19 protein-coding genes are annotated in these 24,787 nt (G+C 72.3%); 3 read left to right on the forward strand and 16 right to left on the reverse strand.

Going from position 1 to position 24,787, the window contains the following annotated elements; genetic code table 11:
- The first annotated feature begins 110 nt into the window (after window positions 1–110).
- Window positions 111–848 (forward strand): nucleotidyltransferase domain-containing protein, encoded by a 738-nt coding sequence (locus SSPS47_RS06145; protein WP_164249344.1) that lies wholly within the window; start codon window positions 111–113, stop codon window positions 846–848.
- On the opposite strand, the gene SSPS47_RS06150 is transcribed toward SSPS47_RS06145, so the two are convergent.
- From SSPS47_RS06150 to SSPS47_RS06215, 14 genes are all read right to left on the reverse strand, one after another.
- Window positions 780–1,622, reverse strand: a complete 843-nt coding sequence (locus SSPS47_RS06150) for a nucleotidyltransferase domain-containing protein (RefSeq protein ID WP_239064788.1) — start codon at window positions 1,620–1,622, stop codon at window positions 780–782. The genes SSPS47_RS06145 and SSPS47_RS06150 overlap by 69 nt on opposite strands.
- 3 nt (window positions 1,623–1,625) lie before the next feature.
- The gene (locus SSPS47_RS06155; RefSeq protein WP_164249346.1) at window positions 1,626–2,648 is read right to left on the reverse strand and encodes an ADP-ribosylglycohydrolase family protein; all 1,023 of its coding nucleotides are present in this window, start codon (window positions 2,646–2,648) and stop codon (window positions 1,626–1,628) included.
- Window positions 2,645–3,415, reverse strand: a complete 771-nt coding sequence (locus SSPS47_RS06160) for an NUDIX domain-containing protein (protein WP_164249348.1) — start codon at window positions 3,413–3,415, stop codon at window positions 2,645–2,647. The genes SSPS47_RS06155 and SSPS47_RS06160 overlap by 4 nt, the downstream gene beginning before the upstream one ends.
- 5 nt (window positions 3,416–3,420) lie before the next feature.
- Window positions 3,421–4,518: an AAA family ATPase gene (locus tag SSPS47_RS06165; protein ID WP_239064789.1), complete on the reverse strand. Its 1,098-nt coding sequence runs from the start codon at window positions 4,516–4,518 to the stop codon at window positions 3,421–3,423.
- The gene (gene pnuC / locus SSPS47_RS06170; RefSeq protein WP_164249350.1) at window positions 4,515–5,168 is read right to left on the reverse strand and encodes a nicotinamide riboside transporter PnuC; all 654 of its coding nucleotides are present in this window, start codon (window positions 5,166–5,168) and stop codon (window positions 4,515–4,517) included. Before pnuC ends, SSPS47_RS06165 begins: the two co-directional genes overlap by 4 nt.
- Before the next feature lie 116 nt (window positions 5,169–5,284).
- Window positions 5,285–6,478, reverse strand: a complete 1,194-nt coding sequence (locus SSPS47_RS06175; RefSeq protein WP_164249352.1) for a pseudouridine synthase — start codon at window positions 6,476–6,478, stop codon at window positions 5,285–5,287.
- Window positions 6,478–7,113 carry an SMC-Scp complex subunit ScpB gene (gene scpB / locus SSPS47_RS06180; protein WP_147877473.1) on the reverse strand — a complete coding sequence of 212 codons (636 nt, stop codon included), beginning with the start codon at window positions 7,111–7,113 and terminating at the stop codon, window positions 6,478–6,480. Before scpB ends, SSPS47_RS06175 begins: the two co-directional genes overlap by 1 nt.
- Entirely contained in the window at window positions 7,110–8,321 is a 1,212-nt protein-coding gene (locus SSPS47_RS06185) for a segregation/condensation protein A (protein WP_164249354.1), read from the reverse strand. Before SSPS47_RS06185 ends, scpB begins: the two co-directional genes overlap by 4 nt.
- A gap of 48 nt (window positions 8,322–8,369) precedes the next feature.
- Window positions 8,370–8,963: a hypothetical protein gene (locus tag SSPS47_RS06190; RefSeq protein ID WP_164254409.1), complete on the reverse strand. Its 594-nt coding sequence runs from the start codon at window positions 8,961–8,963 to the stop codon at window positions 8,370–8,372.
- Complete coding sequence (locus SSPS47_RS06195; protein ID WP_164249356.1) at window positions 8,960–10,075, reverse strand: ParA family protein; 1,116 nt, start codon at window positions 10,073–10,075, stop codon at window positions 8,960–8,962. The genes SSPS47_RS06190 and SSPS47_RS06195 overlap by 4 nt, the downstream gene beginning before the upstream one ends.
- A 378-nt stretch (window positions 10,076–10,453) precedes the next feature.
- Window positions 10,454–11,569, reverse strand: a complete 1,116-nt coding sequence (gene ald / locus SSPS47_RS06200; protein WP_164254410.1) for an alanine dehydrogenase — start codon at window positions 11,567–11,569, stop codon at window positions 10,454–10,456.
- 139 nt (window positions 11,570–11,708) lie between these two features.
- Window positions 11,709–13,895 (reverse strand): tetratricopeptide repeat protein, encoded by a 2,187-nt coding sequence (locus tag SSPS47_RS06205; RefSeq protein WP_164249358.1) that lies wholly within the window; start codon window positions 13,893–13,895, stop codon window positions 11,709–11,711.
- Between the two features lie 548 nt (window positions 13,896–14,443).
- A complete protein-coding gene (locus tag SSPS47_RS06210) occupies window positions 14,444–15,070 on the reverse strand; it encodes an NUDIX hydrolase (protein WP_164249360.1) in 627 nt (208 codons plus the stop codon).
- Between the two features lie 115 nt (window positions 15,071–15,185).
- A complete protein-coding gene (locus tag SSPS47_RS06215) occupies window positions 15,186–16,844 on the reverse strand; it encodes a CTP synthase (RefSeq protein ID WP_147877477.1) in 1,659 nt (552 codons plus the stop codon).
- Window positions 16,845–17,511: 667 nt separating this feature from the next.
- Here SSPS47_RS06215 and SSPS47_RS06220 point away from each other — a divergent pair.
- Together SSPS47_RS06220 and SSPS47_RS06225 are read left to right on the forward strand one after the other, a co-directional pair.
- Window positions 17,512–19,320 (forward strand): glycoside hydrolase family 15 protein, encoded by a 1,809-nt coding sequence (locus SSPS47_RS06220; protein WP_147877498.1) that lies wholly within the window; start codon window positions 17,512–17,514, stop codon window positions 19,318–19,320.
- 46 nt (window positions 19,321–19,366) lie between these two features.
- Window positions 19,367–20,998 carry a PucR family transcriptional regulator gene (locus tag SSPS47_RS06225; protein WP_164249361.1) on the forward strand — a complete coding sequence of 544 codons (1,632 nt, stop codon included), beginning with the start codon at window positions 19,367–19,369 and terminating at the stop codon, window positions 20,996–20,998.
- 325 nt (window positions 20,999–21,323) lie between these two features.
- Here SSPS47_RS06225 and SSPS47_RS06230 read toward each other — a convergent pair whose 3' ends face one another.
- Together SSPS47_RS06230 and recN are read right to left on the reverse strand one after the other, a co-directional pair.
- Window positions 21,324–22,430, reverse strand: coding sequence for a glycosyltransferase family 4 protein (locus tag SSPS47_RS06230; RefSeq protein ID WP_164249363.1), 1,107 nt, complete (start codon window positions 22,428–22,430; stop codon window positions 21,324–21,326).
- 279 nt (window positions 22,431–22,709) lie between these two features.
- On the reverse strand, window positions 22,710–24,431 hold the full coding sequence (recN, locus tag SSPS47_RS06235; RefSeq protein WP_164254411.1) for a DNA repair protein RecN: 1,722 nt from the start codon (window positions 24,429–24,431) through the stop codon (window positions 22,710–22,712).
- Window positions 24,432–24,787 lie beyond the last annotated feature (356 nt).

The raw sequence follows: 24,787 nt of genomic DNA on the forward strand, positions 1-24,787 counted from the left end.
TCCGCTTCCAGGTTAGACAGAAGATCGACGGTACGGACCGGGCGACCGTTGCGCGAGACGGCCTGGGGCGGGGCGGATCCGGGCCGGGGCTCCCCGTAATCTGCGTGCGCATGAGACCCGAGGACCTGGTACGTGAGCACACCGTCTACGCGTGCGTCATGGGCTCCCGCGCCTTCGGGCTGGCGACCGAGGACAGTGACACCGACCGCCGGGGCGTGTTCCTGGCTCCGACGCCGCTGTACTGGCGCTTCGAGAAGCCCCCGACGCATGTCGACGGGCCGGCCGAGGAGCAGTTCTCCTGGGAGCTGGAGCGGTTCTGTCTGCTCGCGCTGCGCAGCAACCCCAATGTGCTCGAATGTCTGCACTCGCCGATGGTCGAGCACGTGGACGACACGGGCCGCGAACTCCTGGCCCTGCGCGCGGCGTTCCTCTCCCGGCAGGCGCACGAGACCTTCGTCCGCTACGCGATCGGCCAGCGCAGGAAGCTGGAGGCGGACATCCGGCAGCACGGCGGGCCGCGCTGGAAGCACGCCATGCACCTGCTGCGGCTGCTCGGCTGCTGCCGCGACCTGCTGCGTACGGGCCGGCTGGTCATCGACGTGGGCGAGGAGCGGGAGCCGCTGCTGGCGGTCAGGCGCGGTGAGGTCCCGTGGCCCGAGGTGGAGCGGCGGATGAACCGCCTCGGTGAGGAGGCCGACGCCGCGCTCGCCGGCTCCGCGCTGCCCGCCGAGCCCGACCGGGCGCGGGTCGAGGACTTCGTGATCCGCGCGCGGCGGGCGTCAGCGCTGCAGGCGGGTGCGGACGACGAGGTCGTGGAGGGCCTCGTAAGCGGCCGGCGAGTCGGGTAGCCGGGTCCGGTCCCTGGCGTCCGCCAGGACCTCGTGGAGCGCGTCCACGTCGCTCTGGAGCCGGGTCGGGGCGAGGCCGGTCGCCGCGCCGTGTTCCGCCTCGGCCTTGGCCTCGATCAGCTCGGGCAGATAGCCGGGCGCGCTCACCTCGGCGATCAGGGTGGGCAGATGGGCCTGCACCTCGCCGCTGCGCATCAGATGGATGCCGGTGAGCAGCGCGCGGAAGGTGTAGAGCAGCGGCTTGAGTTCGCCGGTCTTCTCGAAGAGCCGCCACTGGGTGGCGGCGAACCCCCGGTAGTGGTGCGCGTGGTGGCCGGTCAGCACGCCCGGCGCCAGCGCCAGCAGTTCCCGGTGCGCCTGTGTCGAGTGCACGATCAGCGGCGAGTGGAGCTGTTCCAGTACGTAGCCGTTGCGCCGCATCATCATGCGGACGAACTTCCGCAGGTCGTGGCTGACGAGGTCCATCTCCACACCGTCGTTGTCCCACATCCGCGACCGGGTCTCGTCCGGTTCGTGCAGTCCGATGAGTTCGGCCACCGGCAGCAGATGGGCGCCGCGCAGGTCGACGTCCGAGTCGGTGGAGGGGAAGCCGTAGAGGTGGGCGCCGGAGACGGTGGCGAACAGCAGCGGATCCGTCTCCTCGGCGAGGGCCGGGGCGAGATCGGTCGTCGGCAGCCCGGCCCGCAGGAGGCGCCGCGCGCGCGTCGCCGGGGGTTCGTCGATCGGGTCGCCGAAGGGCGTGCCGTCCGCCACGTGTTCGTCATCCATACGCATGGATCAAGCGTCCCAGAGTGCTCCGAGTTCCAGCAGCTCCTCGCGGTACTCGATCCGGTCCGCCCACTCCCCGGGCCAGGCGCCGGCCCCGAGGTGGGCGCCCGCGAACGCGCCCGTCAGGCAGGCGATCGAGTCCGAGTCGCCCTTGGTGCAGGCGGCCCGGCGCAGCGCCGTGACCGGCTCCTCGGGGAAGAGCAGGAAGCACAGGAGCCCGGTGGCGAACGCCTCTTCGGCGATCCAGCCGTCGCCGGTGGCCAGGCACGGGTCGGTCTCGGGGGACGGTGTGCGCAGGGCCTGTCCGAGCCGTTCGAGCACGGCCAGGCAGTCGTCCCAGCCCCGCTCGATGAAGTGCTCGGGTGTCGGGTCCTGGCTGTGGGTCCACAGGTCGCCGAGCCACGCGTGGTGATAGCGGGACCGGTTCTCGTACGCGTAACTGCGCAGCAGACCGACCAGGCCCAGCGGTTCGGTCCCCCGCGCCAGCAGGTGCACCGCGTGCGCCGTGAGGTCGGAGGCGGCCAGCGCGGTCGGGTGGCCGTGGGTGAGGCCGGACTGCAACTGAGCGGCGCCGGAGCGCTGTTCGGCGCTGAGACCGGGGGCGAGTCCGATCGGCGCGACCCGCATGTTGGCGCCGCAGCCTTTGGAGCCGATCCGGCTCGCCCGCTGCCAGGGCCGGTCGCTGTCAAGCAGCTGACAGGCGGTCATGCAGGTGTTGCCGGGGGCCCGGTTGTTCTGCGGGTCGTGGAACCAGTTCACGAACTCCTCGCGTACGGGCCGGGAGAGGCGCAGCGGTCCGAGCGGGCCGCGGTCCATGGCCGTGCGCAGACCGCGGCCGAGTGCGAGCGTCATCTGGGTGTCGTCGCTGACGGTCGCGGGCTTCAGCAGCGATATCTCGCGCCAGGGACCGAACCTGGCGAGGATCGAGGGCACGTCGTTGAACTCGGTGGGGAAGCCGAGGGCGTCGCCGAGCGCGAGCCCGGTCATGGCGCCGGTGGCGGCTCTCTTGGCGGCGTTCTCCGATGAGGTCATGGGGTGGAACGTCCTTCCGGTCGAAGCAGCGGCGGGTGAAGTGCGGTGGCGGTACCGGCGCGGTAGAGGGCGGCCGGTTTGCCGCGTCCGCCGGTGCGGCGCGGCGGGCCTTCCACCGGTTCGACGAAGCCGGGTGAGGTCAGCACCTTGCGGCGGAAGTTGGGGCGGTCGAGCGCCACGCCCCAGACCGTCTCGTAGACCTGCTGGAGCTCGCCGAGGGTGAACCGGGGCGGGCAGAACTCCGTGGCGAGGCAGGTGTATTCGAGCTTGGCCCCGATGCGGCGCCGGCCGTCGGCCAGGATCCGGCCGTGGTCGAAGGCGAGCGGGCCGGGTTCGCCGTCGTCGTACCGGGTCCAGCGGGCCTGGGCGGCGTCGCCCCCGCCGCGCGGTTCGGGGAGGTCGGGCACGAGCGCGGTGTACGCGACGGAGACGACCCGCATCCGGGGGTCGCGGTCCGGGTCGCTGTAGGTGCGCAGCTGCTCGGGCCGCAGTCCGGCGACGGTGTCGGGCGACAGTCCGGTCTCCTCGGCGAGTTCCCGTCTCGCCGCCTGTCCGGCGGACTCCCGGGGCCGTACGAAGCCGCCGGGCAGCGCCCAGTGGCCCAGATACGGCTCCTCGCCGCGTTCGACGAGCAGGACGTGGAGGCTGTTCTCACGGACGGTGAAGACGGCGAGGTCGACGGTGACGGCGAAAGGCACGAAGTCGGCGGGGTCGTAGTTCTCGGGCGCGCGTGGCGGTCGGGTCGGGGGCGGCTGTTGGGGTGTCATCTGTTCTACGGCAGGGGTGCGGCGAAGTACCAGCCCTGGTCCAGCAGGGCGTCCACGGCGGCGACCGCGTCGGTGAGCCGTTTCTCGCGCGGCCCGTCGAGCGCGACGAACGGCCGCCCCGTGCGGGTCAGTTCGTCCCGGAACCGGCCGGTCATCCAGGGCCGCAGCTCCTCGCCGTCCCGCAGTCCGTCTTCCTCGAAGGCGACGCCTTCGTGGCCGGTGAGCAGCCACAGATGGTGCGGTACGCGGTCGGCGACCTCCTCGACGAGCGGGTTGCGTCCGCCCACGTACCGCTCGTGCCAGACGGTGGTGGCGAAGGAGTCGGTGTCGCAGAACAGGACGGGTGAGCCTGCGCGGGCCGCCGCCTCCTCCCACTCGTTCTGCCGCTCGGCGATCAACGGGAAGTCCCCAGTGGTGAATTCGACGTCCTCCCACTGCGCGCCGGGCCACCTGGCGCGCAGGGCGGCGAGCTTCCGTTCGCAGAACTCCCGTCCGTACTCGGCGACGCAGAGGGTGCGGGCCCAGACACCGCCGCGCGCCCGGAAGTGCTCGGTGAGGGCCCGCGCCAGGGTCGTGGTGCCGGTGGATTCGGCGCCGAGCACCACGACGCGGCGGGTGAGCGCGGCCCGGACGGGCGGGGCGAGGAAGTCCCAGCAGCCGGCCGGGTCCTTGCGGACTGCGGTCCCCGAGACGGGGTGGAGCGTGCGGCCGGGGTCCACGACGACGGACTCGGCGCCGAAGCGGCGGGCGAGTTCGTCCCCGTACGACTCGGAGGTGAAGAGGGCGTCCACGGGTTCGGGGACGGCGTCGCGGAAGACCGCCATGTGCGCGTCCCAGATGGCCGGGTCGTGCAGATCCATGCGGGTGTCGTCGACGGCGCCGACGACCCTGACGTCCGGGTGGACCTCGCGCATCCAGGCCACACGGTCGGCGAGCGGGACCGACTCGACCGAGGCGGCGCAGACGAGGACCGTGAGCCGTTCGCAGCGCTCCCGCGCGGTCCGTACGAGGTGGTGGTGGCCCGTGTGGGGAGGGTAGAACTTGCCGAGGACCAGACCGTGTCCGTATCTCGCGCCCATGTCGTGTCCGTCTTGCGCGCTCATGCCGTGACCTCCACCGGTCCGGACGGACGCCGCTCCAGGTCGCGCGACCAGTTGCGCAGTCCGATGACGCACAGGGTCATGAAGCCGATGTAGAGGATCGACGTCAGATAGAGGTCCTTGTGCGCGTAGAGCGGGATGTAGACGACGTCGGCCGCGATCCACAGCCACCACGACTCCAGGCGCTTGCGGCACTGCCCGTAGGTCGCCATCAGCGACAGCGCGGTGGTGACGGCGTCCCAGAACGGCACCGTCGAGGAGGTCTGGTGGTCCAGGAGCAGCGTCAGGGCGAGCGTGCCCACCGCCCCCGCCGCGAGCAGCCAGCCCCGCTCGGTGCGCGAGGTGCGCCGCACCGGGAGGTACCCGGAGCCTGGTCCACCCCCGTGGGTCCAGGTCCACCAGCCGTACGTGGCGAGGGCGATGAAGACGACCTGCAGCCCGGCGTCGGCGTAGAGGCCGGCCTGGGCGAACAGCAGGATGAAGAACAGGTTGTTGGCGATGCCGATCGGCCAGTTGGCGATGTGCTGGCGGGCGACGAGCCAGACGCAGAGCGCTCCGCTGCCGAAGCCGAGCACCTCGGTCCAGCTCACCGGTGTGTCGAGAACGGTCACGAGCGGCTGCTGCAAAGGGTCGAGGAAAACCGCGAGACTCACGCCCGCCTCCTTAATGGTCACCTTGACTATAAAGGTGAACGGGCGCGCGCCACAAGCGGAAAAGCCCGCGGCCTCGGGCCACGGGCTTTCGTCACTCGGTGCGGGTCCGGTCTCGTCTACAGACCGACCTCCTTCATCAGCATGCCGACCTCCGTGTTGGTGAGACGGCGCAGCCAGCCGGACTTCTGGTCGCCCAGCGGGATCGGTCCGAACGACGTCCGGACCAGCCGCTCGACGGGGAAGCCCGCCTCGGAGAGCATGCGTCGCACGATGTGCTTGCGGCCCTCGTGGAGCGTGACCTCGACCAGGTAGTTCTTCCCGGTGTTCTCCACGACACGGAAGTGGTCGGCGCGCGCGTAGCCGTCCTCCAGCTGGATGCCGTCCTTGAGCCGCTTGCCCAGCTCACGCGGCAACGGGCCCTGAACGGCGGCGAGATACGACTTCTTCACGCCGTACCTGGGGTGGGTGAGGCGGTGGGCCAGCTCACCGTGGTTGGTGAGCAGGATGATGCCCTCGGTCTCGGTGTCCAGCCGGCCCACGTGGAACAGCCGCGTCTCGCGGTTGGTGACGTAGTCGCCCAGGTTCTGCCTGCCGTCCGGGTCGCCCATCGTGGAGACGACACCGGCCGGCTTGTTCAGCGCGAAGAAGAGATACGACTGGGTGGCGACGGTCAGCCCGTCGACCTTGATCTCGTCGTGCTGCGGGTCGACCCGCATGCCCTGCTCCACGACGATCTCGCCGTTGACCTCCACGCGGGACTGCTCGATCAGCTCCTCGCAGGCCCGGCGCGAACCCATGCCGGCGCGCGCCAGCACCTTCTGGAGCCGCTCGCCCTCCTGCTCGGCGCCCGGGTTGGTCCTGGGGGTCCTGATCTCCGGCTTGTCGGCGTACCGGTCACGGTTGCGCTGCTCGATCTTGGCGTCCAGCTCACGCGGGCGGGCGGGCTTGCCCTGCGCCCGGCGCTTGGCCGCGACGCTCGGGGCCTTGGGGCCGCCCTTGGCACCGCCGCGCGCCGAGGCGCCACGGCCGCTGCCGCTCTGGCCGCCACCCTGACCGCCACCGCCGGGACCACCTGAGCGCCCGACGTCGTAACGGCGCTCCTCGGGACGCGGGGTGCCCTCACGCTTCGGCTGCTTGTCACCGCGCGCACCGCCGCTGCCGCCGCTCCCCCGGCCCGCGCCGCTGCCCCCGCTGCCGCCGCGACCGCCACCGGCCCTCGACTGAGGTTTGCCGCCGGCGGCTCCCCGGCCGCCGCCGCTCCGATTCCCGCTGCCGCTGCCGCTTCCGCTGTTCCTGCCGTTGCTTCGCATCAAATGTCCGTCTTGTCGTCTGCGTGAGTTTCCGGGGCGTACGGTGCGTCCGGATCGAACGACGGAACGCCTTCCAAGGTGTCGGCCTCGATCGCGTCCGCCTCCGGAAGGAAGGGCGCGAGTTCCGGAAGCTCGTCCAGACCACGCAGGCCCATCCGCTCCAGGAAATAGTTCGTCGTCCTGTACAGGATCGCACCTGTTTCGGGTTCCGCTCCCGCCTCCTCGACCAGACCGCGCTGGAGGAGGGTCCGCATGACCCCGTCACAGTTCACTCCGCGTACGGCCGAGACCCGGGACCGGCTGACCGGCTGGCGGTAGGCGACGACCGCCAGGGTCTCCAGGGCGGCCTGGGTGAGCCGGGCCTGCTGGCCGTCGAGCACGAAGCCCTCGACCGCCTGCGCGTACTCGGGCCGCGAGTAGAAGCGCCAGCCGCCCGCGACGAGGCGCAGCTCGAAGCCGCGCCCCTGGACGGTGTACTCGTCGGCCAGCTCGCGCAGCGCGTCGGCGACGGCCCGGCGGGGCCGGTCCAGCACCTTGGCCAGGTGGTCCTCGGTCGCGGGTTCGTCGACGACCATGAGGACCGCCTCCAGGGCGGGCTTGATCTCGAGGTCGGCGACCGTACGGTCCTCGCTCACGCCTTCTCCTCGCTCGCGTCCTTCGCTGCCTCTGTCCGCGTCGCGGTGTCGGGCGGGCGGTCGAACTCGTCCGTCACCCGCGGCGACTCGTCGTCGTCCCCGCCCGTCCAGCGCACCATGAGCGGGCCCAGGGCCTCGTCCTGGTCCAGGGCGACGGCCTTCTCCCGGTAGAGCTCCAGCAGGGCCAGGAAACGCGCCACGACGGTGAGGGTGTCCGGGGCGTCCTCGGCGAGTGTCAGGAAACTCACCTCGCCGGCCGCCCGCAGCAGGGCCACGACGATCCCCGCCTGCTCCTGGACGGAGACGAGCGGCGCGTGGATGTGGTCGACGTACACCTGCGGTCTGGGCTTGGGCTGCATCGCCTTGACCGCGAGCCGGGCGAAGCCCTCGGCGCCGATGCTGATGACGACCTCGGGGAGCAGCGCGGCGTGGTGCGGCTCCAGGCCGACGGTACGGGGGTAGCGCCGCGACTCGGCGTCCAGCCGGGCGCTGAAGATGTCGGCGATCTGCTTGTACGCGCGGTACTGGAGCAGGCGGGCGAAGAGCAGGTCCCTGGCCTCCAGCAGCGCCAGGTCGCCCTCGTCCTCCACCTCGGCGGACGGCAGCAGGCGCGCGGCCTTGAGGTCGAGGAGCGTGGCGGCGACGACCAGGAACTCGGTGGTCTGGTCGAGGTCCCAGTCGGGGCCCATGGCGCGTATGTGCACCATGAACTCGTCGGTGACCTTGGAGAGGGCGACCTCGGTGACGTCCATCTTGTGCTTCGAGATCAGCTGGAGGAGCAGGTCGAAGGGCCCCTCGAAGTTCGCGAGCCGTACGGTGAACCGCCCGTCGTCGGGCTCGGGTTCGGACTCCTGCCCGGCGTCGGGCCCGGCGTCCGTGTCGGGCCCGGCCTCCGGCTCGGCCACGGGCGCGGGCTCGGCGTCCGTGTCCGGTACGGGCTCCGGATCCGGTACGGGCTGCGGATCGGGTACGGGCTCCGGCTCCGCGGCGGGTTCCGGTACACGCGCCGGTGCGGCCTCGCGTACGACCGCGGGCTCGGGCCCCGGCTCGCGTTGAGGCTCGGGCGCGGGTACGGGCGCGGGTTCCGGCGCCGGCTCGGGCACCACCGGCTCCGCCACCGCGGGCCGCGCCGTCGCGCCGGCCGCCCCCGGCCCGCGTCCCAGCGCACGGCGGGACGAGCGGGCTGTGGAGTCGTCGGTCGGCGGCATGGCGGTCCTGGAGGCGGGAGGAGCGGGCTCGGCCCGCCGAGGCTACCTTCAGCGCCCGCGCAGGCGCCGGACGAGGATGCTCGCGTCGCCGCGCGACTCCAGGTCGGCGAGGACCACGGCGACCGCCTCGCGGACGATCCGCCCCCGGTCCACGGCGAGTCCGTGCTCGCCCCGCAGCACCAGACGCGCGTGCTCCAGGTCCATCAGCTCCTCGGCGGAGACGTAGACCGTGATCTTCTCGTCGTGCCGTTCACGGCCGCTGGGGCGGCGGTTGGCCCCGCGGCCCCCTCTGCGGCGCTGACCGCCCCGCGGACCGCCCTGCTGGCCGACGGTGGGCGTACCCGCGCCGCTGCCGCTGCCGCCGTCCTGCGCCGCCTGCGGCCGGCGCTGCTGTTCCCGCTCGGGGGCGCGGCTGCGGGACGTGGCCGACGAGTCCGCGTCGGTCGCCGAGTGCTCCTGGGCCGGTGCCGGTGCCGCCGACTGCGCGGCCCCCGGCTGGTCGGCGCCCTGGTCACTCTCCCCTGCCGGTGCCGGGACCCGCGGCTCACCGTTCGCGGTACGCCGCCGGTCCCCCGGTGAGGAAGCCTGGAGCGCCATGCCCCCGGTCGTACGGAACAGCTCGTCGGCCCCGGGCAGACTCACTCGGCGTGACACCGGGCGAGCACCTCCCTGGCGAGCTGGCGGTAGGCGGCGGCGCCGACGGAGTTGGAGGCGTAGGTGGTGATGGGCTCACCGGCGACCGTGGTCTCCGGGAAGCGCACGGTCCGGCCGATCACCGTGTGGTACACGTGGTCGTCGAATGCCTCGACGACCCGCGCCAGGACCTCGCGGCTGTGCACCGTGCGGGAGTCGTACATCGTGGCGAGGATGCCGTCGAGCTCCAGCTCCGGGTTGAGCCGCTCCTGGACCTTCTCGATGGTCTCGGTGAGCAGGGCCACTCCGCGCAGCGCGAAGAACTCGCACTCCAGCGGGACGATCACCTTGTGCGCGGCGGTCAGCGCGTTCACGGTCAGCAGACCGAGCGAGGGCTGACAGTCGATCACGATGTAGTCGTAGTCCTGCATCAGCGGCTTGAGCGCCCGCTGGAGCGTGGACTCCCTGGCGACCTCGCTCACCAGCTGCACCTCGGCGGCCGAGAGGTCGATGTTGCTCGGAAGCAGGTCCATGTTGGGCACGGCGGTCTTGAGGAGGACCTCGTCGGCCGACATGCCCCGCTCCATGAGCAGGTTGTAGACCGTGAGGTCGAGCTCCATCGGGTTGACACCGAGACCGACGGACAGGGCGCCCTGCGGGTCGAAGTCGACGAGCAGCACGCGCCGGCCGTACTCCGCGAGCGCGGCGCCCAGGTTGATGGTCGACGTGGTCTTGCCGACGCCGCCCTTCTGGTTGCACATCGCGATGATCTTCGCGGGGCCGTGGTCGGTGACCGGCCCGGGGATGGGGAAGTACGGCAGGGGACGACCGGTCGGGCCGATTCGCTCGCGGCGCTGGCGTGCGGCGTCGGGCGCGAGGGTGGCCGCGTACTCGGGGTCGGGCTCGTACTCTGCGTCGGGGTCGTAGAAGTGCCCCTGGGGCACCTCGTCGAAGTCGGCGAAGTGGGTGGACTCTCGGCCACTCTCGTTGCCGGCCATGGCGTTCACGTGTTGGCCGTCCATCGTCTGGTGGGCTGTCGTCGTGTGCTGATGGGTGGTGAAGGTGCGGACAGCGACGGAGCCGACGGCCTCTAGCCCGGACGACGGCCTCTGGTGGCCCATCGCAGGCATTCCTGGTTGACCACCCCCGGGAGTAAATGTCGACTCATTCACAAGTCGTCTTACCTCCTTGGACGTGACCAGGAAACTTATCGATAGGTCAGCGTGGCACCATGCCGACGGTTGGCGACTCTATGGCGTGTCACCACTCCGCAGCAACACAATCCGCCGGACCCGGCCCGATGTGTCGGCAACCGAACACCCTTGTGTCAAGGGCGCGCGGTCCCCCGTCGACGCGGTTCACACGGGTGCGAAAGGGTTAAAGGGTTACGTTCGAGGCGAGTTGAACGACGGCCGGGAAGTGGCCGGACACACAGCCGGCCGGACCTTGTCGAGCAAGATCCGGCCGGGGGCGCGAGGTTGACGGACGCCGTTGACGGGTCAGGCCAGAACGGCGGCCAGTTCGATGTGCGGAAGCCCGTGCGCCTCGGCCACGGAACCGTAAGTGACCTGCCCGTCATGGGTGTTGAGGCCCTTGGCGAGCGCCGGGTCGCGGCGCAGCGCCTCGGTCCAGCCGAGGTTGGCCAGCGCCACGATGTAGGGAAGCGTGGCGTTGGTCAGCGCGTAGGTGGAGGTGTTGGGTACGGCGCCGGGCATGTTGGCGACGCAGTAGAACACCGAGTCGTGGATCCGGAAGGTCGGCTCGGCGTGGGTGGTGGGGTGTGAACCCTCGAAGCAACCACCCTGATCGATTGCAATGTCGACAAGTACACTTCCGGGCTTCATCTTGGCGACGAGCGCGTTGGTGACCAACTTCGGCGCCTTCGCCCCGGGGATGAGAACGGCGCCGATGACGAGGTCGGCCTCGACGACCGCGCGCTCCAGTTCGTACGCGTTGGAGACGATGGTCTGCACCTTCGTGCCGAAGATCTTGTCGGCCTCGCGCAGCTTGTCGATGTCCCGGTCGAGCAGCGTCACGTGAAAGCCCATGCCGACGGCGATCTGGGTCGCGCTCCAGCCCGAGACACCACCGCCGATGACGACGGCGCGGCCCGGAGCCGTACCGGGGACGCCGCCGGGCAGCACACCGCGGCCGCCGACCGAGCGCATCAGGTGGTACGCGCCGACCTGCGGGGCCAGCCGCCCGGCCACCTCGGACATCGGGGCGAGCAGCGGCAGCCGCCGGTTCACGGTCTCGACGGTCTCGTACGCGATGGCGGTGGTGCGGGAATTCAGCAGCGCGTCGGTGCACTCGCGGGAGGCGGCGAGATGCAGATACGTGAAGAGGGTCTGGTCCTTGCGGAGGCGGTGGTACTCCTCGGCGATGGGCTCCTTGACCTTCAGTACGAGGTCGGCGGTGGCCCAGACCTCGTCCGCCGCGGGCAGGATCCGGGCGCCGGCCGCGACGAACTCGGCGTCCGTGATCGAGGAGCCGGCGCCGGCGTCCCGCTCGATGACGACCTGATGACCGTGGCGCACCAGCTCGTGCACTCCGGCGGGGGTGATGGCCACCCGGAACTCGTTGTTCTTGACCTCGCGGGGGATACCGACGAGCACGATGATCACGGTCCTTGGCTCAGGGGTGTTCGGGCAATGCCCTACAAACCCATACGCCGAGGGCGCATCGGAAGGCATCGCTGACTTACGACAGAGCCAGTCTAATGAAGGACTTCCTGCTGTCCAGCCTTGCAAAGCATCAATCTTCTGCCGAGGTGCTACGGATTTCGTAGGCTGGGGCGGTGGTGGCGGTCAGTCGTTCGGAGGCTTTGCGGTGCAGTCGGGCCGCCGTCGGGTCGCCGAGGCGCTCCAGCGTGTCCGCGAGCCTCAGCTCCAACTCGGCCTGGATAGGGGTGTCGCCGGCCAGCCGGGCCCACTCCACGGCCTCCTGACAGGTGTGCAGCGAATCCTCGGGACGGCCCGCGTACTCCTGGACCCTGGCCGCCTCACTGAGCGCGCGGGCCTGGCCGGTGAGGTCCTGGAGCCTGCGGAAACCCGCGGCGGCGGCCCGCCAGTGGCGCAGCGCCTCGCCGTAGCGGCCCGCGTAGGTGTGGACGGTGCCGAGCCGTCCGTACAGCCGCGCCTCCTCGGCCCGCTCGCCGCGGCTGAGCCGCTGCGCGAGGGCGCGGCCGTACCAGTCGGCGGCGCGGTGCCAGTCCTGGAGTTCCTGGTAGGCGCTTCCCACGGATTCCATCGCGCGGCCGGTGGCGTAGTGGTCGTTGGCGGCCTTTCCGGCGTCCAGAGCGGACCGGTAGCGGGCCAGCGCGTCGTGCGTACGGCCCGTCCGGGCGTCCAGATCGCCGATGTTGAGCAGGGCCGCGGCCTCCTCGCGGTGCAGGCCCTGGCGCTCGGCGACACCGAGGACGAGCTGGTGCAGCCCGTACAGGTCCGGCGCCGCCGCGTCGGTGCCCTGGTGCGCGGCGAGCGCCCTGACCAGCGCGGAGACCAGCCTGCGGGCGAGGGTGTCCAGTCCGCCGTCGGCCACCGCGAGCCGGGCGGACGCCAGCAGCGCGGGCCTGCGGGAGGACAGCCAGTCGGCGGCGGCGCGGGTGGTCGGGAAGCGCACGGCACGGGGCAGCGCGGCGAGCTTCATGCGCGCCGGTGAGCCTTCGGGCTCGGTGACGGCGCGGCAGGACTGGAGCAGACGTACGGTCCGCTCCAGCATCCTGGCCGTGGCGAGCTGTACCTCGGCGGGGCGGTCGTGCGCCTCCATGAGCGCGCGCATCAGCGGGGCGAGGGAGCCGGGGATCTCGAACTGGTCCCCCGCCGGGCGCAGCAGGCTCAGCGCGGCGAGATCGTCCAGCGCCGCCGTGGCGGCGGAGACGGAGCAGCCCGACAGCGCGGACGCGGTGTGGGCGTCGGCGAATCCGGCGGGGGCGAGTGCGAGCAGTCGCAGCATCGCGGCGGTGGAGGGCGGCAGCTCCCCGTACACGAACCGGAAGGCACGGGCCAGCGGGCGGGCGCTCCGCGGCAGTTCGACGTCCTCGGGGACGGCACACAGCCGCTTGGTGGCGTCGGCGACGGAGACCCTGGGGTGGGTGGCGAGCCAGCCGCCGACGAGGGAGAGGGCGACGGGATGGCCCGCGCACTCCTCCGCCAGGGTCTCGGCGGCCTGCGGGTCGACGGTGATCCGTACGGGTCCGGTGAAGGTGCCGAGGAGTTCGATCGCCGACTTGGCGTCCAGGCCGCCGACGGTGCACGGCCGGATGTCCGGGATTCCGGTGAGCGGGCCGCGTGCGACGGCGACGACGAGGCAGTCGGGGTTCTCGGGGAGCAGGAGGTCGACCTGCTCGGCGTCGTGGGCGTCGTCGAGGAGCAGCAGGACACGGCGTTCGGCCAGCGCCGCGCGCACCATCTCGGACAGCTCGTCCTCACCGGCGCCGGGCGGCGCGGGGATGTCGAATTCGCCGAGGAGGTCGCGGGCGGTGCGTTCGACGGGGACGGGTTCGCCGCCCGGCTCGGTGAGCCGGATGTGCAGCACCCCGTCCGGATACCGCCGCCCCACCTGCCGCGCCAACTCCCGCGCGAGCGCGGTCCGCCCGGCCCCGCGCTGCCCCGCGATGAGCAGCACCCGGGTGTGGGCGGCCCGCCGCCCGGCGATGGTGTTGAGCCCGGCCCGCTCGATGTCGCTGTGCAGAGCCTTCAACTCCCGCTGCCGCCCGAAGAACCAGCGGGCGGCAGCGGGGGACGTGGGGCGGTTCGTGGCACCCGCGACGGGCCGCGCGGGCGGGGCGGCGTCCGGCGCGACGTCCGGGGCACGGTCGCAGACGGTCCGCGGGGTGCGATCCGCCGGGTCGGCCTCCAGCACCGGCACCCGACCGGCGGGCGCCGACCGGGCGCCGTCGCGCGGACCGGCGGTGTCCTGCGGTGCGGCCTGACCACCCACCGAGGCCCGACCCGAGCCCGGCCGCGCACGGGACGCGGGCGGCGCACCCGGCTCCCCACCCCGAACGCGCGGGCCCGCACCGGCGGCGGTGTCCTGCGGCGCGGTGTCGCTCGGGGTGCCGGGGGTGCGGGGTGCGGCCCGGCGTGTGCGGGGGGCGGGCTTCTTGCGGGCGTCGGGCTTCGGCGCGGGGGTTGTCGACTTGCGGTCAGAGGACCGCCGGGCGCGGGTGGTTGGCGGTGGGCCCTCCGACGCGTCGTCCGTGCGGGCGCTCCGGCGTCGGGCCGCCGGTTTTGGTGACTCTTCGTCAGGTGCCGCTGCATCGGCGGGAGTTGCGGCCCCGCCGTCCAAGTCCACCGCCTGGTCCGTCACGGCCACACTCCTTCCCCTGCCCGTTCGGCGGGGTGCGCGCGAGTCGAGCCCGGCGGGTCCGCACGGGTGATTCGAGCGTAGTTCACACGATGCGACCCACCGCGCGGGGCGCGGCGACAAATCCCCCAATCGGATCAGCAGTTCGTCCTACTGGACCCCGACCCCCGCCCGGGAAACCCTCACGCCTCGAACGGCCGTGCCGGCCACTCCGCGTCCGCCGGACGCAGCGCCGCCACCCCGTCCCCCGCCAGCGCGGCGGTCAGCGCCAGCGTCCCCACCACGAGCGCGTTGTTGTGCAGCTCGCCCGCCAGTACGCCCCGTACCAGCTCCGTCAGCGGCACCCGCGCCTGCTCCATGTCCGCCTCCTCCTCGGAGACGTCGAAGCGCGCGCCCTCCGCCTCCGACAGATCGCGGGCCAGGAAGATCCGTACGGACTCGTCGCAGCCGCCCGGCGTCGTGTAGACGTCCGTCAGCACCCGCCAGTCCTCCGCCTTGACGTGCGCCTCCTCGTACAGCTCCCGCTGCGCCGCGTGCAGGGGGTTCTCGCCCGGGACGTCGAGCAGACCGGCCGGGATCTCCCACAGCTTCTGGCGCACGGGGTGCCGGTACTGCCGCAGGACCAGCACGCGGTCCGACTCGTCCAGGGCGAGGATCGCGACCGAGCCCGGGTGGACCTGGTAGTCGCGGCGCGCCACCGAGCCGTCGGGCATGACCACGTCGTCCGTCCGGACACTGGTCTTGTTGCCCCGGAACGGTGTCGTCGTGGCCGTGATCGGCCACTCCTCGGGGGTGTCCTTGATCGCCATCGAAACTTACCTCCACACCCGGCGGCACACGGCCACACAGCGAAAACCGAGGTACGGATCCCCGGTCCCCCGGACCGGCCGTACCTCGGTCAACGTTATCCCCCGGACCGGGCCACTACGCGCCCTGCTGACGCTCCACCGCGGCCTTGACCAGGCCCGCGAACAGCGGATGCGGCCGGGTGGGACGCGACCGCAGCTCCGGGTGCGCCTGGGTGGCGACCAGGTACGGGTGCACCGCGCGCGGGTACTCCACGTACTCGACGAGCTTGTTGTCGGGGGACGTGCCCGAGAAGACAATGCCCGCCTTCTTCTCCAGCTCGGCGCGGTAGGCGTTGTTGACCTCGTAGCGGTGGCGGTGGCGCTCCTCCACGTACGGCAGGTCGTCGTAGACGCCCCGCACGATCGAGCCGTCCGCGAGCTTCGCCGGGTAGAGGCCCAGGCGCATCGTGCCACCGAGGTCACCGGCGCCTTCCACGTAGGCGAGCTGCTCCTCCATCGTGGAGATCACCGGATGCGCCGTCGCGGCGTCGAACTCCGTGGAGTTGGCGTCCGGGTTCTCCAGGAGGTTGCGCGCGGCCTCGATGATGATGCACTGGAGACCGAGACAGATGCCCAGCAAGGGGATCTTCTGTTCGCGGGCGTACTGGATCGCCCCGACCTTGCCGGTCACCCCGCGCTCGCCGAACCCGCCGGGGATCAGGATGCCGTCGACGTCCCCGAGCTGCCGCGCCGCGCCCGCGGGCGTCTTGCAGTCGTCCGAGGTGACCCACTTGACCTTGACCCGCGCCTTGTTGGCGAACCCGCCGGCCCGCAGCGCCTCCGTCACCGACAGATACGCGTCCGGCAGGTCGATGTACTTGCCGACGAGCGCGACGGTGACCTCGTGGTCGGGGTTGTGGACCCGGTCCAGCAGGTCGTCCCAGACGGTCCAGTCGACGTCGCGGAACGGCAGGTCCAGCTTCCGTACGACGTACGCGTCCAGCCCCTCGGTGTGCAGCACCTTCGGGATGTCGTAGATGGACTTCGCGTCGATCGCCGCGACCACGGCGTCCTCGTCCACGTCGCACATCAGCGAGATCTTGCGCTTGATCGAGAGCGGCACCTCGCGGTCGGCGCGCAGCACGATCGCGTCCGGCTGGATACCGATGCTCCGCAGCGCCGCGACCGAGTGCTGGGTGGGCTTGGTCTTCAGCTCGCCGGAGGGGCCGATGTACGGGAGCAGCGAGATGTGCACGACGAAGACGTTGTCGCGGCCCACCTCGTGGCGGACCTGGCGCACGGTCTCCAGGAAGGGCTGCGACTCGATGTCGCCGACCGTGCCGCCGACCTCCGTGATGACGACGTCGACGTCGTCGGTCGCCATGCGCCGGATGCGGTGCTTGATCTCGTTGGTGATGTGCGGGATGACCTGGACGGTGTCACCGAGGTACTCGCCGCGCCGCTCCTTGGCGATGACCGTCGAGTAGACCTGGCCGGTGGTGACGTTGGCCGAGCCGTCGAGGTCGACGTCCAGGAAGCGTTCGTAGTGCCCGATGTCCAGGTCGGTCTCGGCGCCGTCGTTGGTGACGAACACCTCACCGTGCTGGAAGGGGTTCATCGTGCCGGGGTCGACGTTCAGGTACGGGTCGAGCTTCTGCATGGTGACCCGCAGGCCCCGCGCCTTGAGGAGTGCCCCCAGGCTGGAGGCGGTCAGGCCCTTGCCGAGGGAGGAAGCGACGCCCCCGGTGACGAAGATGTGCTTGGTCGTCGAGGAGGTCGAGGATCGGTTCGGCATGGGCAAGAGGGGGCTCCCGTGGTCGCGGTCTGAGGTGCGTACCGACACCCCTGTCCGGTGGATCACCGGAGGATCCGGAGGGGTGCCGTCGCTGCGGTTCGGGGCCCCTGAGAAGCGCTGGGGGGCCATCCGCCCACGGGCCACCAGGGTATCAGCGACGGCAGGGGGAGGTTCCCGAGGTCCACGCGCCGGACCCCTGGGACGGATGTGCGACGGGCCCTCGACTCCGGAGGCGACTTGGGAGGATGACCCGGAAATGTCCAGATCGATTTCCGGCCACCCCTTCACGGGGCCCGGCAGCCCGTCCGGAACCGGCCAAGATCACAGATTGATCACCTCACGAGGCCCGTGATCGGCGCACGTTCACCGTTTGATCACTTCGCGAACACGGAGTCGTCGGCGCTCAGTCGTCACGCCGTCACCGCACGTCATCGGACGTGCGGTGGCCGGGACTCCGCCACCCTTGGGCCACTCGTTCGGCTCACTCATGTTGCCGGGACACCTGCGCGGATCCCCGAAGTGCGTCGTATCCTGCTCGGACATTCGCTGCCGAGTCCGGCCGGCAAACGGCACTACCCCCGCCCGTGTTCCCGGAAAAAGAGCTCGTCAACGACCCTTGACCGCAGTAAGCGCCCCCTGGGGGGCGAACGTGGCCGTTCGACTGGAGATGCACGTGGCCGGGCGCATCGAGGATTACGCACTCATCGGAGACATGCAGACCGCCGCCCTGGTCTGCCGGGACGGCACAGTCGACTGGCTGTGCCTGCCCCGCTTCGATTCGCACGCCGTGTTCGCGGCGCTGCTGGGGACCGACGAACACGGTTTCTGGCGGCTCGGACCGGCCTCGCCCGCGGGAGCCGAGCCCCCGCGGGCCGACCGGCGCCGCTACGTGGGCGACTCCCTGATCCTGGAATCGGAGTGGGACACGCCACGCGGCACGGTCAGAGTGACCGATTTCATGCCCCCGCGTGACGGCGCGCCGCAGCTGATCCGGATCGTGGAAGGCATCAGCGGCCGGGTGCCCATGCGCTCCGCCCTGCGGATGCGGTTCAGCTACGGCCGGGTGGTGCCCTGGGTCCACCAGGTCGACAACCGCACCGTCGCCGTCGCCGGGCCGGACTCGATCTGGCTCGACACCGAGGCGGACACGTACGGGAAGAACCTGACGACGTACTCCGACTTCACCGTGGCGCCCGGCGACCGTGTCGCCTTCACCATCAGCTGGCAGCCCTCGCACCGGCAGCCGCCCGCGCTGCCGGACCCCGAGGGATCGCTGGAGGCGACGTCGGACTTCTGGCGGGAGTGGGTCGAGCACTGTACGTACCACGGCCCCTACCGCGAGGCGGTCGTCCGCTCGCTGATCACCCTCAAGGCCCTGACGTACGCGCCGACGGGCGGCATCGTCGCCGCGCCGACGACGTCGCTGCCCGAGGAGATCGGGGGCGTACGGAACTGGGACTACCGCTACACCTGGCTGCGCGACGCCGCCATCACCCTCTCCTCCCTGCTGCGCACCGGCTACCGCGAGGAGGCCCGCGCCTGGCGCGAGTGGCTGCTGCGGGCCGTCGCGGGCGACCCCGAGAACCTGCAGATCATGTACGGGATCGCGGGCGAGCGTGAGCTGGGCGAGGCGGAGCTGGACTGGCTGCCGGGTTACGAGGGATCGGGCCCGGTCCGGGTCGGCAACGGCGCGGCGCACCAGCTCCAGCTCGACGTGTACGGCGAGGTCACCGAGGCCCTGCACCTGGCGCACATGACAGGTCTGGCGCGCAACGACTACGCCTCGCTGCTCCAGCTGAAGCTGATCGAGTATCTGGAACGCCACTGGGACCAGCCGGACGAGGGCATCTGGGAGGTGCGCGGGCCGCGCCGCCACTTCGTGCACTCGAAGGTGATGGCGTGGGTCGCCGTCGACCGGACGATCAAGCTGATCGAGTCGGGCGACGCGGACGGACCGCTGGAGCGCTGGCGCGAGATGCGCGACGACATCCACCACGACGTGTGCGAGAAGGGTTACGACAAGGAACGGAACACCTTCACACAGTCGTACGGCTCCAAGGAGCTGGACGCGTCGCTCCTGCTGATCCCGCAGATGGGCTTCCTGCCGCCGGACGACAAGCGCGTCATCGGCACCATCGAGGCGATCCAGCGCGAGCTGTCCACGGAGGACGGGTTCGTCCTGCGCTACCCGACATCGGGCGAGGACGCCGGCGTGGACGGACTGGAGGGCGACGAAGGCGCGTTCCTGGCCTGCTCGTTCTGGCTGGCGGACGACCTCGCGATGATCGGCCGGGTCGACGAGGCCCGGAAGCTCTTCGAGAAGCTGCTGGCGCTCCGCAACGACCTGGGGCTGCTGGCCGAGGAGTGGGACCCGCGGCTCCAGCGGCAGGTCGGCAACTTCCCGCAGGCGTTCAGCCATGTGCCGCTGATCGACACGGCGCTGCGCCTCACGGCCTCGGGGGCGTACGGCGGCTGAGGGCCCGGAGGGACACGGGCGCGCGGGCCGGGTAGCGTCCGGCCCCATGGACGATCAGGCCGGAATCACCGTGCGGCGGGCCCTGGACCTGCCGGGGCTCCGTGGCGGGCTCCCGGAGGTCGTCGCCGGGGCCGACCGGCTGCACCGTGCCGTGCGCTGGGTGCACGCGGGCGAGGTGCCGAACATCGCCTCCCTCCTCAAGGGCGGCGAGCTGCTGCTCACCACGGGCATCGGCCTCGGCACCCGCCCCGCCGAACAGCGCGCCTTTGTGCGCAGGCTCGCCGACCGCGGGATCGCGGCGCTGGTGGTGGAGCTGGGACCGAGGTTCGGACGGCTGCCCGCCGCCGTCGTCGAGACGGCGCGGGCGACCGGGCTGCCGCTGGTCCAACTGCACCGCGAGGTGCCGTTCGTCTCGGTGACCGAGGAGATCCACACCGAGATCGTCAACGGGCACTACGCACTGCTGCGCCAGGCCGAGGAGATCCACCGGCGGTGCACGGACGCCCTGCTCAGCGGCGGCGGCGTCCCCCAGGTGCTGCGCATCCTCGCCGACTTCGCCGGCAATCCGGTCTTCCTGGAGACCGCCGACGGACAGCTCCTGTACGCGGCGGCCGGCGCGTCCGGGCCGCCGGCGAGCGCGGAACCCCTCCAGGTCTGGGAGGGGCTGCGCGCGCAGCGGGCGGACCGCGAGGCGGGGCCGCCTGCGGGCACGGTGCTGGTGGACGTACCCGGTGGCGGCCACGGGGCCGGTTCCGTACGCGCCCGGCTGGTACTGCCTCCGGTGGCGGCCCCGCTGCTTCCGGTGCACCGGATGGCGGCCGAGCGGGCGGCGGGCATCCTCGCGGTCGTCCTGATGCAGGCCCGCCAGGAGGACGAGCTGGCGGCGCGCGGCCGGGGCGACTTCCTCACCGATCTCGCCGAGGGCCGGATCCCGGCGGACGACGCGCCCGCACAGGCCGCGGTGCTGGGCTTCAGACCTGGCGAGGGGCCGCTGCTGCCGGTGGTGATGCGGCTGGGGCCCGAGCCGGCCCCGCCGGGCAACTGGGCGCCGCTGGCCAGGGCCGTGCTGGAGGAGCTGTCGTCCGTGGGCGTTCCGGTGCTTCTGGGCGTACGTCCCGTGGAGGGCCGGATCCCGCTGCTGCTCGGCCTGCGCTCCGAGTCCGAGCGCGCGGCGGTGGCCGACCGGGTCGCGGCGGCGCTGCGGGCGGGCGTGGAGCGGTCCGGACTCGAACGTCCCGGCGGTCCGCGGCCCGTGGTGGTCGTCGGGGTCCCGGGCGGCTGGGCGGCGGCGAGCGCGGGGCTGCGGCACGCGGCGGAGACCGCGGCGGCGGCGCGGGGCCTGCCGGAGCGGCCGTGGCACGACGCCCGGCGGCTGGACATCGACCTGCTGCTGTGGCGGCTGCGGGACCACCCGGACCTGTCGGCGTTCGTGGACCGCGCGATCGGCCCGCTGCTCACCCACGACCGCACGTCGCGCGCCCCGCTGCTGCCGACGCTGACGACGTTCCTGGACCACGCGGGCCGCAAGGCGGAGACGGCGCGCGAACTGCATCTGAACAGACAGACGCTCTACAACAGGCTGGCCCGTATCTCCGAGTTGCTGGGCACGGACCTGGACGACCCGCAGACGGTCCTGGCCCTGAGCCTGGCCCTGCGCGCGCGCCGCCACGTCCGCTGAACGGACGGAGCGCGCCCACCGCTCGCGGACAACGCACCGAGCCACCCTGCGCCCGGGACCCCGGCCAGCCCGGCGATCTCGTCGCCCGAGGCACAATCCCGAACCCGTCCGGTGCTCGACCGGGCGCCCGGCGCCCGAGGACAACCCTCAGCCCGTCCGGCGCTTGAGGACAACAACCAGCCCGCCCGGCAATCAAGGGACAGCACCGAGCCCACTCGCGCTCAAAAACCAACCCCCAACCCGCCCGGGGGACACCCCCAGCCCGTCCGGCGCTTGAGGACAACAACCAGCCCGCCCGGCGATTGAGGACAGAAGCCGGTCCGCGTCACCGCGATAACGGCTGCGTCAGTTCGTCGTAGACGCTCAGGACATGGGCGATCGTGTCGTCCTCCGTCGGCCACGTCGCCGCACGCGCCCGCCCCGCCGACGCGAGTTCCGCCCGGCGGTCCGGATCGCCCAACAGGCGGGTCACCGTCCCCGCGAGGGCGGTCGCGTCGCCGTACGGGATCAACTCCGCCGCGTCGCCCACCAAATCGGGTACGGCGCCGACCGCCGTCGCGACCAGGGGAACCCCGAGCCGCAGCGCCTCCTGGGCCAGCAGCGACCGGGCCTCCCAGCGGCTCGGCAGGAGCGCGACGTCCGCGGCGGCGAGGAGTTCGGTCACGTCGTCGCGGCGGCCGACGAGACTGACCGGCAGGCCCTCGTCGTCGATCCGCCCCTGGAGCGCGGCCCGTTCGCGCCCCTCCCCCGCGATGACCAGGAGCGGTACGGGGTCGAGGGCGCGCCACTCCCTCGCGGCGTCCAGCAGTGTGCCGTACCCGCGGTCCGGCGCGAGGCTGCCGACGGCCATCAGCAACGGCCGCCCCGTCGCCCCCAGTTCGGCGCGTGCCTTGCCGCGGCTGTCGTCCTCGGCGTCGTCGCCGAGCGCCGGGACCCGGCGCGGCGCCGGGACCGCGACCGGTGCCAGTCGCGCGTCGCGGGCGCCGCGCCTGCGGGCCCGGTCGACCAGCTCCGACGAGGCGCCGAGCACAACGGCCGCCGCCCTGACGGCCCTTCGCTCCAGCAGCCGCAGCAGATGACCGCGCGGCCCGTCGGCGTACACGCGGGTGTGCCAGGTGACGACGAGCGGCACCCGCTGCCCGCCGAGGGCGACCGCCGAGCGTACGGCGGCGTGCAGCCCGTGCGCGTGCACGACGTCGGCGGTGGAACAGGCGGCACGCAGCGCCCCGAGGGACATCGGATCGCCGCGCCGGGCCACCGGCACATGGTCGGCGCCGCAGCCCCGGAAGTCGTAGATCCGCTCCAGCGAGTCCGGCGCGCACACGCTGACCCGTACGCCCCGGGCGACGAGCCCCGCCGTCAGCGACTTGACGTGGGCGCTGCTGCCCGCGCTGCCACCGCCGAGCACTTGGACCGTACGCAGCTGTGTCACGTGGCCAAGGCTCCTGTTCAGGTGGGGTGTGCTGCGCCAAGGATGCCAGCCGGTACGGACCTTCCGGCACCGAGGGTGCGTCGCGGGTGTGTCGATCGTGCGACTCCCCGCCCCAACATCACCCACACGAGTGACCCTCACGGCGCGCGCCATCTACGGTACCGCCGCGAGAGGGTCTCTTGTGCGATGACCGACCGGGCCAACGGCGCCCGCCCGGTGGCCCGTTGGCCGGAACCGGCCGACCGGCCGGACGGGCCTTACGGCCCGTCCGGCCGCCGCCTACGCGTCCGCGCGGGCCGTCGCCAGCAGTTCCTCCGCGTGGGCGCGGGCCGTCTCCGAGTCCTCCTGGCCCGCCAGCATCCGGGACAACTCCCGCACCCGGTCCTCGCCTTCGAGGACGGTGACCCCGGACCGGGTCACCGAGCCGTCGTGTGTCTTCTCCACGAGCAGTTGCCGGTCGGCGAAGGCCGCGACCTGCGGCAGATGCGTCACGACCACCACCTGCGCGGATTTGGCGAGCTTCGCGAGCCGCCGGCCGACCTCGACCGCCGCCTTGCCGCCGACGCCCGCGTCCACCTCGTCGAAGAGATAGGTCGGCACCGGATCGGACCCGGCGAAGACCACCTCGACCGCGAGCATCACGCGCGAGAGTTCACCGCCGGACGCGCCCTTGGCGATCGGCCTCGGCTGTGCGCCGGGGTGCGGGGCCAGCAGCAGTTCGACGTCGTCCGCGCCGGACGGGCCGTACGCCACCGGACGGCCGTCCAACTCGACGCCGTCCGGGTCCTCGGTCTGGCTCACGGCGAACGAGACGCGCGCGTGCGGCATCGCGAGGGAGGCTAGTTCGGCGGTGACGGCTTCCGCGAAGCGCGCCGCCGCCTTCGTACGGGCGTCGGTCAACGCCTGTGCCAGACCGGACAGTTCACTCAACACAGTGGCGTGCTCGGCCGTCAGCTCGCCGATACGGTCGTCGTCGCCTTCGAGTTCGGTCAGCCGCGCCGCGTTCTCCTGGGCCCAGGCCAGCACACCGGCGATGTCCTCGCCGTACTTGCGCGTCAGCCCGGTCAGCGATGCCCGTCGCTCCTCGACCGCCGCGAGGCGCAGCGGGTCGGAGTCCAGATTGTCCGCGTATCCGGCGAGCTCACCGGCCACGTCCGCCAGCAGGATCGCGATCTCGCCCATCCGGTCGGCGAGCGCGGCCAGGGCGGGGTCGTGGGACCGTACGGCCTCCAGGGCCCGTCCGGCGCCGCCGACGAGCGTCGTCGCGTCGCCGCCCTCCGCGGGGTCCTCGGGCTGGCCGACCAGCGCCGCGTGCGCGACGGACGCTGCGGACGCCAACGCCTCGGCGTGGCCGAGCCGTTCGGCCTCGGCGGCCAGTTCGGTGTCCTCCCCCGGAAGGGGTTCGACGGCGGCGATCTCGTTGAGGCCGAAGCGCAGCAGGTCGGCCTCCTGCGCGCGTTCGCGGGCGCGGGTGGTCAGCTCCGCCAGTTCGGCGGCGACGGCCCTCAGCCGGCGGTAGGCGTCCGAGTACTTGGCGAGCGGCGCGGCGACCGCGTCCCCCGCGTACCGGTCGAGCGCCTGCCGCTGCCGGGCCGGCCGCAGCAGACCCTGCTGGTCGGTCTGGCCGTGTACGGCGACGAGGTCGTCCGCCAGCTCGGCCAGCACCCCCACCGGCACGGAACGCCCGCCGATATGGGCGCGCGAGCGCCCCTCGGCCGAGACGGTCCTGCTCACCAGCAGCGCGCCGTCGTCGAGCTCGGCCCCCGCCTCCTCGGCGCGCAGGGCCGCCGGGGCGTCGGCGGACATGGTGAGCCGCCCCTCCACCACCGCCGCCTTGGCACCGATCCGCACCAGGGCGGCGTCGGCGCGACCGCCGAGCAGCAGCCCCAGGCTGGTGACAACCATGGTCTTGCCCGCGCCTGTCTCGCCGGTCACCGCGGTGAAGCCCGGTGACAGCTCGACCACCGCGTCGTCGATGACCCCGAGCGACCGTATCCGCATCTCCTCCAACACGGACACGACCTTACGAGGTCCGGGACCCGATGTGCGACGGCCCCCTCCCTCCGATTCGCTCCGGGGCCCCCGCGGGGTGTATCGAGCCCCTCCGGCGATACCGGCCAAGCGGGATCCGCGAGACACCCCCCAGGCCGTGTCCGGAAGGTCCCGCCCGGCCCGCGGGCCGGGCGGGACCTTCCGGACACGGCCTGGGGGGTGTCTTCACACTGGCGTCCGGCTCACGACGCCCGGCACGCACGCCCGCCGCGTTGTCGGACCCGCCCGAGTACGCCCGGTACGGATGCGATCCTCCGTCTTGCGACCGCACGCACCGGACGCCGCGAGCCCCGCGGGCGGACGAC

The organism is Streptomyces sp. S4.7 (assembly GCF_010384365.1).
GTDB lineage: Bacteria > Actinomycetota > Actinomycetes > Streptomycetales > Streptomycetaceae > Streptomyces.

Excerpts from the sequence above, each read along its gene's own strand:
- SSPS47_RS06145 (WP_164249344.1), top strand. The coding sequence starts at position 111 with ATGAGACCCGAGGACCTGGTACGTGAGCACACCGTCTACGCGTGCGTC.
- SSPS47_RS06150 (WP_239064788.1), bottom strand. The coding sequence starts at position 1,622 with ATGCGTATGGATGACGAACACGTGGCGGACGGCACGCCCTTCGGCGAC.
- SSPS47_RS06155 (WP_164249346.1), bottom strand. The coding sequence starts at position 2,648 with ATGACCTCATCGGAGAACGCCGCCAAGAGAGCCGCCACCGGCGCCATG.
- SSPS47_RS06160 (WP_164249348.1), bottom strand. The coding sequence starts at position 3,415 with ATGACACCCCAACAGCCGCCCCCGACCCGACCGCCACGCGCGCCCGAG.
- SSPS47_RS06165 (WP_239064789.1), bottom strand. The coding sequence starts at position 4,518 with ATGAGCGCGCAAGACGGACACGACATGGGCGCGAGATACGGACACGGT.
- SSPS47_RS06175 (WP_164249352.1), bottom strand. The coding sequence starts at position 6,478 with ATGCGAAGCAACGGCAGGAACAGCGGAAGCGGCAGCGGCAGCGGGAAT.
- SSPS47_RS06185 (WP_164249354.1), bottom strand. The coding sequence starts at position 8,321 with ATGCCGCCGACCGACGACTCCACAGCCCGCTCGTCCCGCCGTGCGCTG.
- SSPS47_RS06195 (WP_164249356.1), bottom strand. The coding sequence starts at position 10,075 with ATGGGCCACCAGAGGCCGTCGTCCGGGCTAGAGGCCGTCGGCTCCGTC.
- SSPS47_RS06210 (WP_164249360.1), bottom strand. The coding sequence starts at position 15,070 with ATGGCGATCAAGGACACCCCCGAGGAGTGGCCGATCACGGCCACGACG.
- SSPS47_RS06215 (WP_147877477.1), bottom strand. The coding sequence starts at position 16,844 with ATGCCGAACCGATCCTCGACCTCCTCGACGACCAAGCACATCTTCGTC.
- SSPS47_RS06220 (WP_147877498.1), top strand. The coding sequence starts at position 17,512 with ATGCACGTGGCCGGGCGCATCGAGGATTACGCACTCATCGGAGACATG.
- SSPS47_RS06225 (WP_164249361.1), top strand. The coding sequence starts at position 19,367 with ATGGACGATCAGGCCGGAATCACCGTGCGGCGGGCCCTGGACCTGCCG.
- recN (WP_164254411.1), bottom strand. The coding sequence starts at position 24,431 with ATGCGGATACGGTCGCTCGGGGTCATCGACGACGCGGTGGTCGAGCTG.